Annotated in this window: 6 protein-coding genes; 5 read left to right on the top strand and 1 reads right to left on the bottom strand. The window is 63.9% G+C overall.

Translation table 11 applies throughout. From position 1 onward, the window contains the following. The first annotated feature begins 123 nt into the window (after positions 1 to 123). The 5 genes from ACYVDE_RS06695 to ACYVDE_RS06715 all read left to right on the top strand — a co-directional run bounded on the left by ACYVDE_RS06695 (position 124) and on the right by ACYVDE_RS06715 (position 10,487). On the top strand, positions 124 to 1,935 hold the full coding sequence (locus ACYVDE_RS06695) for a DUF885 domain-containing protein (RefSeq protein WP_460500707.1): 1,812 nt from the start codon (positions 124 to 126) through the stop codon (positions 1,933 to 1,935). Positions 1,936 to 2,076: 141 nt separating this feature from the next. Further along, positions 2,077 to 3,861, top strand: a complete 1,785-nt coding sequence (locus tag ACYVDE_RS06700; RefSeq protein WP_460500708.1) for a DUF885 domain-containing protein — start codon at positions 2,077 to 2,079, stop codon at positions 3,859 to 3,861. Positions 3,862 to 3,965: 104 nt separating this feature from the next. Next, on the top strand, positions 3,966 to 5,591 hold the full coding sequence (locus tag ACYVDE_RS06705; RefSeq protein WP_460500709.1) for a serine hydrolase: 1,626 nt from the start codon (positions 3,966 to 3,968) through the stop codon (positions 5,589 to 5,591). A gap of 234 nt (positions 5,592 to 5,825) precedes the next feature. After that, the gene (locus tag ACYVDE_RS06710) at positions 5,826 to 7,985 is read left to right on the top strand and encodes a M3 family metallopeptidase (RefSeq protein WP_460500710.1); all 2,160 of its coding nucleotides are present in this window, start codon (positions 5,826 to 5,828) and stop codon (positions 7,983 to 7,985) included. A gap of 135 nt (positions 7,986 to 8,120) precedes the next feature. Beyond that, complete coding sequence (locus ACYVDE_RS06715; protein ID WP_460500711.1) at positions 8,121 to 10,487, top strand: S9 family peptidase; 2,367 nt, start codon at positions 8,121 to 8,123, stop codon at positions 10,485 to 10,487. A gap of 153 nt (positions 10,488 to 10,640) precedes the next feature. On the opposite strand, the gene ACYVDE_RS06720 is transcribed toward ACYVDE_RS06715, so the two are convergent. Beyond that, positions 10,641 to 11,372, bottom strand: coding sequence for a LytR/AlgR family response regulator transcription factor (locus ACYVDE_RS06720; RefSeq protein WP_460500712.1), 732 nt, complete (start codon positions 11,370 to 11,372; stop codon positions 10,641 to 10,643). Positions 11,373 to 11,510: the final 138 nt, after the last annotated feature.

An 11,510-nucleotide genomic window follows, 5' to 3' on the forward strand; every position in this document is an offset into this window, starting at 1 on the left:
CGCTGGCGCGGCTGGCGGCCCCGGCCGTGGGCAGCCCCGCGCAGTAAGGCAGTAAGGCGCGGCATGCGTGGATGGAACGCGGGTGTGTAGCTTGCGCTTCCATCACTCCGCTCCTTGTTCTTCATGAAGAAAATCGCCCTGGCCGGCCTCGTGGCGGCCGCCCTCACCACGGCCTGCAACCAGACCAAAACCACCGAAACCACGGCCACCACTGCCGCGGGCAGCGCCGCCGACTCGACCAAGGGCCTGAACGGCCTGTTTGCCAGCTTCTGGGAAAAGCAGTCGCGGCTCGACCCGCTTTCGGCTACGGCCCAGGGCGACAACCGCTTCAACGACCAGCTGCCCAACGACCAGACCCAGGCCTACCGCGACACGCTGCGCAACTTTTATCAGGACTACCTCACGCAGCTGGGCAAATTCGACCGCGCCGGGCTGGACGAGAACGACAAAATCAGTTATGACATCTTTCAGTACGACCTCAAGCAGCGCGTAGAGGGACTGAAGCTGAACACCTGGATGATGCCGTTTCAGCAGTTCTGGGGGCTGCCCATTTCGATGGGCCAGTTCGGTTCGGGGCAGGGCAACCAGCCCTTCAAAACCGTGCAGGATTACGATAACTGGCTGGGCCGGGTGCGCGGCTTCACGGTGTGGGCCGACTCGGCCATCGGCAACTTCCGGCGCGGCATGAATGCCGGCGTGGTGCTGCCCCGCGCGCTGGTGGTGAAGATGATTCCGCAGATGCGCGCCCCCGACATGCAGGTGAGCGACGCCACCAAGTCGCTGTTCTACGGCCCGATAAAGGCCTTTCCAAAGGACTTCTCCGACGCGGATAAAAAACGCATTACTGAGGAGTACAAGAAGGCCATTCTGACCGAAGTGGTGCCGACGTATAAGAAGCTGGGCGATTTCCTGGCCAACGAATACCTGCCCAAGTCGCGCCCCACCAGCGGCATCAACGCCATTCCCGGCGGCCCCGAGATGTACCGCTACTACGCCAGCTACTGGACCACGACCGACAAAACCCCGGCCGAAATCCACGCCATTGGCCTGCGCGAGGTGGCCCGCCTGCGCGCCGAGATGGAGCGCATGAAAACCCAGCTCGGCTTCAAGGGCACGCTGCGGCAGTTCTTCGAGAGCCTGAAGCACGACCCCAAGGCCATGCCCTTCAAAACGGCCGAGGAGGTGCTGGCCGGCTTCCGCAAAATCCAGGAAACCATCGACCCGAACCTGAAGAAGATGTTCGGCCGCGTGCCCAAGTCGCCGTTCGAAATCCGCCGTACCGAAGCCTTCCGCGAGGCTTCCGCGTCGGCCGAGTACAACCAGGGCTCGCCGGATGGCACGCGGCCGGGCATTTTTTACGTGCCGCTGCCTAAGCCCGCCGAGTACAACGTGACGCAGGGCATGGAGTCGCTGTTTCTGCACGAGGCTATTCCGGGCCACCACTACCAGATTTCGCTGCAGCAGGAAAACACCAGCCTGCCCAAGTTCCGCCAGTTTGCCGGCTACGGCGCCATGACCGAAGGTTGGGCTCTGTACTGCGAAAGCCTTGGCAAGGAGCTGGGCCTCTACAAAGACCCCTACCAGTACGTGGGCGCCCTGAACGACGAGATGCTGCGCGCCGTGCGCCTCGTGGTGGATACCGGCCTGCACACCGGCCAGCTCACCCGCGAGCAGGCCATTGCCTACATGCTCGACAACATGCCCGCCAGCGAGGACGACGACACCTCGGCCATCGAGCGCTACATGGCAATTCCCGGCCAGGCCCTAGCCTACAAAATCGGCCAACTGAAAATCCGGGAGCTGCGCGCCCGCTACGAAAAGCAGCTGGGCAGCAAGTTCAAGCTCAGCGACTTCCACGACGAGCTGCTGAAGGATGGCGTGATGCCGCTGGCCGTGCTTGAAACCAAGATGGATGCCTGGGCGGCGAAACAGTAGCCGGTTCACCTCACCCCCGCAAGCACAACGCAAACTCCCGCCCCGGCTTGTACCGGGGCGGGAGTTTTTTTGCTTTAAATCAGACCCATTAGCTCAAGTTCCTGCAAAAAAATGTAGCTTGCTGGCTTAATTACCGGGTTGATGAAGCGCGTTTCTGTTCTGTTGGTGGTGCTGTGGGGAATTGTGGCCGGGGCTGGCTGGGCGCGGCAGCCTTCGCCACCCACCGCTTCGGGCGTTTTGCTGGCCAATCTGTTTAATAACTATTGGGACGACCGGGCGCGCCTGTTCCCGCTAATGGCCACGGCACAGGGCGACAACCGCTACAACGACCGCCTGCCCAACGACCAAACCCGTGCCTTCCGCCAGCAGCAGGCCCGCCTCTACCGCCGCTACCTAAACGATTTGCTGAACATCGACCGCGCCCGCCTCTCGGCCGACGACAAGCTCAGCTACGACATCTTTCAGTACGACATGCGCATGCGCCTCGAAGGCCTGCGCCTGAACACCTGGATGATGCCCTTCGCCCAGATTTACAGCCTGCCCACCACGCTCGGGCAGCTGGGCACGGGCACCGGCGCGCAGCCCTTCCGCACCGTGCGCGACTACGACAACTGGCTGGCCCGGGTGAGCCGGTTTCCGGTGTGGGCCGACTCGGCCATTGCCAACTTCCGCACCGGAGCCAAGGCGGCCGTGGTGCTGCCCAAGGTACTGGTGCTGAAAATGGTGCCGCAGCTACAGGCCCAGGCGGGAAGCGACCTAACGCACAGTGCCTTCTACGGCCCCGTTGCGCACATGCCGGCCAGCTTTTCGGAGGCCGACCGCACGCGCCTCACGGCCGCCTACCAGGAAGCCATTGCCACCGACCTGCTGCCCACCTACCGCAAGCTGGCCGATTTTCTGCAAACCGAATACCTGCCGCTGGCCCGCAGCAGCACCGGCCTGGGCGACGTACCCGGCGGGGCCGAGATGTACCGCTACGACGTGCGCCAGATGACAACCACCGACCGCACGCCCGACGCCATTTACCAGACCGGGCTGGCCGAGGTGAAGCGTATTCGCCTGGAAATGGAGGCCGTGAAGAAGCAGGTGGGCTACCACGGCAGCCTCTCGGGTTTCTTCAACTCGCTGAGCAACAACCCGCGCTTCATGCCCTACCAAAATACGGAGGAGGTGCTGCGAGCCTTCCGCGGCATTCAGGCGCGCATCACGCCCCACCTGAGCCAGCTGTTCGGGAGGGTGCCGAAGTCGCCGTTTGAAATTCGGCCGACGGAGGCGTTTCGGGCGGCCTCGGCGGCGGCCGAATACAACCGGGGCACGCCCGACGGCACGCGGCCGGGCATTTTCTACGTGCCCATCCTCGATGCCACCAAGTTCAACGTGACGACGGGCATGGAGTCGCTGTTTCTGCACGAAGCCATTCCCGGGCACCACTACCAACTCTCGCTGCAGCAGGAAAACATGGCGCTGCCCAGGTTCCGCCGCTTCGGCTCCTACCCTGCTTTCAGCGAAGGCTGGGCCTTGTACTGCGAGAGCCTGGGCAAGGAACTGGGCCTATACCAGGACCCCTACCAGCGCCTGGGCGCATTGGGCGACGAGATGCACCGCGCCCTGCGCCTCGTGGTGGATGTGGGCCTGCACCTGAAGGGCATGAGCCGCGACCAGGCCATCGACTACCTCATGGCCAACGAGCCCATCACCGAGCCCGCCGCAACCGCCGAAGTGGAGCGCTACCTGGCCATGCCCGGCCAGGCCCTCACCTACAAAGTGGGCGCCCTGAAGCTGCGCGAGCTGCGCACCCGCTACGAAAAGCAACTGGGCAAGCACTTCAGCCTGAAAGCGTTTCATGACGAGCTGCTGGCCGGCGGCTCGATGCCCCTGGCCATTCTGGAGCGGCACATGGATGCCTGGGCGGCCCGGCAACGCTAGGGTATAACTGGTTTGAACCGGGTGAGGAAGATGGCGAAGGCTGGTGTCGTTGCAATTGGCTTACCTTGCCGGCTCAAATTGCTTTACACCTAATTTTTCTGCTGATGATTCAATTAGTTACGACTGCTGCCCGCCGCCCGGTGGCAGTGCTGACCGGGCTTGCGCTGGTATGGGCACTGATTCCACAATCGGCCTGCGCCCAAATGGCCCCGCCCGTAACCGCGCCGCTCGACGTGGCGGCCGTGGATGCGGTGGTGGCCCGCACCCTCAAGGCGTTCGACGTGCCGGGCATTTCGGTGGCCGTGGTGAAGGACGGGCAGGTGGTAATGGCCAAAGGCTACGGCGTGAGCTCGCTGGCTACCAAGGCCCCGATGGACGCTAATACGCTGGTAGGCATCGCCTCCAACACCAAAGCCTTCACGGCCGCTGCGCTGGGCCTGCTGGTGGATGAGGGCAAGCTGCGCTGGGACGATAAGGTGACGGACTACATCCCCGAGTTCCGGATGTACGACCCTTACGTGACGGCCGAGTTCACGGTGCGCGACCTGCTGACGCACCGCAGCGGCCTGGGCCTGGGCGCGGGCGACCTGATGCAATTTCCCGATTCGGCCGATTTTACGCTCAAGGACATTATTCACAACCTGCGCTACTTCAAGCCGGTGTCGTCGTTCCGCAGTAAGTTCGACTACGACAACAACCTCTACCTGGTAGCCGGCGAGGTAGTGGCGCGCATCTCGGGCCAGTCGTGGGACGACTTCGTGACCGCCCGCCTGCTGAAACCGCTGGGCATGAGCCGCACGGCCACCGGCTACGCCCGCCTGCCCGACCCGACCAACGTCATCGACCCCCACGGGCCGGTAGATGGGCACGTGCAGGTGATTCAGCGCGACCGGGGCACCCTGCTGGGCCCGGCCGGCGGCATTTACAGCAGCGTGAACGACATGAGCAAATGGGCCCTGATGCTGCTGGGCGGCCCCGGCGCGCCCGCGCCCCTGCTGAAGCCCCGGACGCAGTGGGAATTGTGGTCTCCGCAGACTATTCTGCCCGTAGGACCCGGCCCGACGCCTTACAACACGCATTTCTCAGCCTATGGCCTGGGCTGGTTTCTAAACGATGCGCGGGGCTACAAGGTGGTGTCGCACACCGGCGGCGAAATCGGGATGGTGACCAAGGTGCAATTGGTGCCGGAGCTGCACCTGGGCATCATCGTGCTCACCAACCAGGAAAGCGGCGCGGCCTTCAACGCCGTTTCAGCCCACATTATGGACCACTACCTCGGCGTGACCGGCCAGGACCGGGTGCAGCAGATGCTGAGCATACGCCAGGGCGCGGCAGCCGAGTCGGACAAAATATTGGCCGATGCCTGGAAGCAGGTGGCCCTGGCCCAGAAAGCGGCCGGCAAAAAACCCGATTACAGCGCCTACGTGGGGCGCTACCACGATGCCTGGCTGGGCGACGTGCTGGTGTACCAGCAGGGCCCGCAGCTCTGGCTGCGGGCGGTGCGCGCCCCGCGTTTGGTGGGGCAGGTGCTGCCCTACCGCGGCAACACCTACGCCGTGCGCTGGAAAACCCGCAGCATGAACGCCGACGTCTTTGCCACTTTTGCACTCGATGAGCAGGGCCACGCCTCAGGCCTGAAAATGAAACCGATTTCGCCGGCCACTGATTTCAGCTACGACTTCCAGGATTTGGATTTGCAGCGGGTGCCGGATGCGGCGGCCGTGAAGTAGGGTGCGGGGCTTGTCCCCGCCCGTACGCTTGAACAGAACCCTTGTGTAGCGTTCAAGCGTCCGGGCGGGGGCAAGCCCCGCACCCTACCGCAGGCGAGTCATTCAGTACCTTCACGCCGTCGAATTTCCCACCAGATTACCCATTCTATGCAATTGCCTTTTACGATTTCCAACCGGCTGGCTGGCTTCACAGCCACGCTCGGCCTGGCCGTCGCTCTGCTTCCTGCTCCTGTTATGGCTCAGAATTCTGCTCCCGCTACTTCGGCCGCGGCCCGCGCCGACATGCCGCTGCTTGCGCCCTGGGGCGGCCCCCACGGCGGCGTGCCCGCTTTTGATAAAGTTCGGGTAGCTGATTTCAAGCCCGCGCTCGAAGCGGCGATGGCCGAGAATCTGGCCGAAATCAACGCCATTGCCACCAACCCGGCCGCGCCTACTTTCGAGAACACCATTGGCGCCATGGAGCGCAGCGGGCAGACCCTGACGCGGGTTTCGGCCATCTACGACATCTGGAGCAGCACGCTGAACGACCCGGCTTTCGCGGCCGTGGAAACGGAAATGGCCCCGAAGCTGGCGGCCTTCTACGACCAGATTACCCAGAACGCGGCGCTGTTCAAGCGCATCGAAGCGGTGTATAACTCGCCGGCCACTAAGAAGCTGACGCCCGAGCAGCAGCGCCTGACGGAGGTGCAGTACAAGCAGTTTGTGCGGGCTGGCGCGAAGCTGGATGCCACGGCCAAGGCCCGGGTGTCGGAAATCAACCAGCAGCTGGCGGGGCTGTTCACGAAGTTTTCGCAGAACGTGCTGGCCGACGAGGCCGACCAGGTGCTGGTGCTGGAAACGCCCCAGGACCTGGGCGGCCTGCCCGCCTCGCTGGTGGATGCGGCCAAAACCACGGCCACCATCCGCAACACCGGGGTGGGCGTGATTACCAACACCCGCTCCAGCATCGACCCTTTCCTGACCTACTCGACCCAACGCCCGCTGCGCGAGAAGGCCTGGCGCATGTTTACGAACCGCGGCGACAACGGCGGCGCGCACGACAACAACGCCATCATCACCCAGATTCTGCAGTTGCGGGCCGAGCGCGCCAAGCTGCTGGGCTACCCCACCCACGCCCACCTGCGCCTCGACAACACCATGGCCAAAACCCCGGAAGCGGCCATGGACCTGATGCTGAAAGTGTGGAAGCCCGCCGTGGCCCGCGAGCACGAGGAAGTGGCCGACATGCTGGCCCTGGCCAAAAAGGAAGGCGCGCCCGCCAACTTCAAAATCGAGCCCTGGGACTACCGCTACTACGCCGAAAAGGTGCGCAAGGCCCGCTACGACCTCGACCAGAACGAAGTGAAGCAGTACCTGCAGCTCGACAAGATGCGCGAGGGCATGTTCTGGGTGGCCGGCGAGCTGTTCAACTTCGCCTTCGTGCCCGTAACCGACGTACCCGTGTACCACCCCGACGTGAAGGTGTGGCAGGTGAACGACAAAACCACCGGCCAGCAAATCGGCCTCTGGTACTTCGACCCCTACGCCCGCGCCGGCAAAAACTCGGGCGCCTGGATGAACGCCTACCGCAACCAGGAGCGCATGGACGGCAAGGCCGTGACCACCATCGTCTCGAACAACTCCAACTTCGTGAAGGGCAAGCCTGGCGAGCCCGTGCTCATTTCCTGGACCGACGCCACCACGCTGTTCCACGAGTTCGGCCACGCCTTGCACGGCTTGTCTTCGAACGTCACCTACCCCACCCTGTCGGGCACCAGCGTGGTGCGCGACTACGTGGAGTTCCCCTCGCAGCTGCTCGAAAACTGGCTGGCCACGCCCGAGGTGCTCAGCAAGTACGCCCTGCACTACCAGACCGGCCAGCCCATCCCGCAGGCCCTCGTGGACCGCATCAACAAAGCCAGCGCCTTCAACGAGGGCTTTGCTACCACCGAGTTTCTGGCCAGCGCGCTGATTGACATGAAGCTGCACCTGGCCGGCGCGCAGAAGATTGACCCCGACAAGTTCGAGCGCGAAACGCTGGCCGGCCTGGGCATGCCCCACGAGCTGGTGATGCGCCACCGCACGCCGCAGTTCACTCACGTTTTCTCTTCGGACGGCTACTCGGCGGGCTATTACTCCTACCTGTGGTCGGTGGTGCTGGCGGCCGATGCTTTCAGCGCCTTCACCGAGGCGGGCGGGCCCTACGACAAGGCCGTGGCCGCGCGCCTGCGCCAGAACGTGTTCACGGTGGGCAACACCGTCGACCCGGCCGCCGGCTACCGCGCCTTCCGCGGCCGCGACCCCAAGATTGATGCCTTGATGAAGCAGCGCGGCTTCCCGCTGGCGGCGGCGAAAGCCGCGCCGGGCAAAACGTCTTCGGCCGGCAAGGGTAAAGCAACTGGCAAGGGCCAGTAGCGTCTTTGCCCGCAATGCCAATTTCAGGTAGCAAGAAAGCCCCGGCAGCGGGGCTTTTCTTTTGCGGTTTGGCGGGCTTGCGAGCCCGTCAGACCGCATTACCTTTCGCGTCTAAATTATTCCGGATTTTCGTTTTTGACTGACTATATGCACAAGATGGTACCGGCCCTGTTCGTGGCCGCGTTTTTCGCTTCGGCAGCATCGGCCCAGAACCGGCCGGTCGTTACAGCCGCCGACTACGCCCGCGCCGAGCGCGCCCTCAGCTACAACACCCAGGCGCTGATTGACCACAGCGCCGGCCAGCCCAACTGGCTGCCCGACGGCCGGTTCTGGTACCGCACCATGACGGCCCAGGGCAGCGAGTTCATTATCGTCGACCCCGCCCGCAAAACCCGCACCGCCGCCTTCGACCAGGCCAAGCTGGCGGCGGCGCTATCGGCGGCCAGCGGCAAAAACTACGAGGCCAGCCGCCTGCCCTTCCGCAGTATCAGCTTCGCGTCCGATGCCAAAACCATTGCCTTCGACGCCGCCGGCAAAAGCTGGAAGTACGACGTGGTGAGCGGCAAAATCGACGGCGAAACGCCGGCCACTAGCGTGGCAGCCGCCGCGGGTGGCGGGGCCAGCAGCAACGCCGGCAACGAGGAAGTTTCGCCCGACGGCAAGCTGGCCGCTTTCATCAAGGACTACAACCTGTGGGTGCGCGACACCAAAACCAACCAGCTCACCCAGCTCACGACGGACGGCGCGAAGGACTACGGCTACGCCACCGACAACGCCGGCTGGACGCACTCCGACAAGCCCATCCTGCGCTGGTCGCCCGACTCGCGCAAGATTGCCACCTTCCGGCAGGACCAGCGCAACGTGGGTGACATGTACTTGGTAACCACCAACGTAGGCCACCCCACGCTCAAGAGCTGGAAGTATCCGCTGCCCGGCGACAAGGACATTGCCATGATTGAGCGCGTGGTGGTAGAAGTAAGCCCCGCCAAAGTGGTGCGCTTCCAGATGGCGCCCGACGCCCACCGCGGCACGCTCTCGGACGATATTTCGAGCAGCGGCACGTTTGATGACGTGGACTGGAGCCCGGACGGCCGCGAGCTGGCGTTTGTGTCGACCTCGCGCGACCATAAGGAGGAAAAGGTGCGCGTGGCCGACGCTACGACCGGCGCGGTGCGCGACGTGTTCAGCGAAACCGTACCCACGCAGTACGAGTCGGGCCAGGGCGCGATTAACTGGCGCTACCTGCCCAAGAGCAAGGAAATGGTGTGGTACTCGGAGCGTGACAACTACGGGCACCTCTACCTGTACGACGCCGGCAGCGGCAAGGTGAAGAACCAGATTACCAAGGGCAACTTCGTAGTGACGCAGCTGCTGAAGGTGGACGAAGCCAAGCGCCAGGCCTACTTCCTGGCCGATGGCCGCGAGCCCGGCAACCCCTATTTCACCCACCTCTACCGCGTGGGGCTCGACGGCAAAAACCTCACCCTGCTTACGCCCGAAGCCGGCAACCACCAAATCACGATGGCGCCCTCGGGCCGCTATTTCATCGATACCTACTCGCAGCCCGATAAGCCGGGCGTAACGGTATTGCGCAGCACCGACGGCAAGCTCATCTCGACGCTCGAAAAAACCGACATCTCGCGCCTGACGGCCACCGGCTGGAAGGCCCCCACGCCTATCACGGTGAAAGCCGCCGACGGGCAGACGGACCTGTACGGGCTGATGTTCACGCCCTCGAACATGGAAACCACCCGCAAATACCCGGTGGTCGACTACATCTACCCCGGCCCGCAGGGCGGCGGCGTGGGCAGCTGGTCGTTCGTTTCGGCTCGCAACGACCACCAGGCGCTGGCCGAGCTGGGCTTCGTGGTGGTGGTGATTGAGGGCAGCTGCAACCCCCTGCGCAGCAAGAGCTACCACGACGCCTGCTACGGCAACATGGCTGAAAACACCCTCTCTGACCAGGTGAGCGGCCTGAAGCAGCTGGCCCAGAAATACCCCTACATCGACCTGGAGCGGGCCGGCATCTGGGGGCACTCGGGCGGCGGCTACGCCACGGCGGCGGCCATGTTCCGCTACCCCGACTTCTTTAAGGTGGGCATTTCGGAATCGGGCAACCACGAAAACCGCAACTACGAAGACGACTGGGCCGAGCGCTACATCGGCTTGCTCAAAACCAATACCGACGGCACCACCAACTACGACAACCAAGCCAACGCCGCCTTCGCCAAAAACCTGAAAGGCAAGCTCATGCTGGCCCACGGCCTGATGGACGACAACGTGCCGCCCTACAACACCTTCCTCGTTATCGAAGCCCTCACCAAAGCCAACAAGAGCTACGACCTGGTGGTATTCCCCAACGCCCAGCACGGCTACGGCCAGTATTCACCCTACATGATGCGCCGCCGCTGGGACTATTTCGTGCAGAACCTGGCCGGCGCCGACGCCCCCCACGACTACCAGATGCAGCCCAAGCCCGACCCGCGCAACGCCGTGCAGTAGGCGAGCACCGAGTAGCAGAACGTCATGCTGAGCGCAGGCGAAGCATCTCTACCGCGATACTAAACCCAAGCGTTAGGATTAGTATCGCGGTAGAGATGCTTCGCCTGCGCTCAGCATGACGTTCTTTTTTTACGCTATTTCTAACCAAGCGCTTCACCCCACCGGGGCCGTCCACCGCCGCAGGAACTCCTGCCGAAACGCCGCGCCCAGCGGCAGCTCCTGCCCAGCTACGGTGAGCACGTTGCCCTCCAGCCGCTCCACGAGGCGCAGAGGCACGGCGTAGGACTTGTGCACCTGCATGAAATCGGCGGGCGGCAGCTGGCTGAGCAGGTGGCGGAAGGAGTCGTTGATGACGAGGCGGCCGGTGGTGGTTTGAACCTTCACGTAGTTGCCGTAGGCTTCGAGCCAGCGGATATCAGCCGGAAGCACGCGGTGCGTGGTGCTGCCGTCGCGCAGCAGCAGGGCGGCAGGTGCGGCAGGCGGGGCCGCCGCCACAGGAGCTGCGGCTGGGGCAGGCGCGGCGGCCGGTAGCTTGGCCACCGCCTTGAGGAAGCGCGGCAGGCTGACGGGTTTCAGCAGGTAGTCGACCACGCCGAACTCGTAGCTTTCGAGCGCAAACTCGCTGTAGGCGGTGGTGAGGATGGTGTGCGGCGGGCGCGGCAGGGCGCGCAGCAGCTCCAGCCCGGTCATTTCGGGCATGTTGAGGTCGAGTAGCAGCACGTCGACCGGGGTTTGGTGCAGGAAAGTGAGGGCTTCGAGGGCGGTGTAGCACTGGCCCACCAATTCGAGGTGCGCCACGCGGGCCACGTAGGTTTTCAGCACCTCGTGCGCCAGAGGCTCGTCGTCCACAATCAATACCCGCAGGGGGGCGGCCGGCTGGCTCATAGCTCGATGGTTAGGTCAGTTTGGAATTCGGTTTCGGTGGGTGCGGCGCGTAGGTGGTGGCGGCCGGGGTAGAGCAGGGCGAGGCGCTGCCGGGTATTGGGCAGGCCGGTGCCGGTGCCGCCTTCGGCCTGGGTGGGC

This window comes from Hymenobacter agri, from assembly GCF_054778495.1.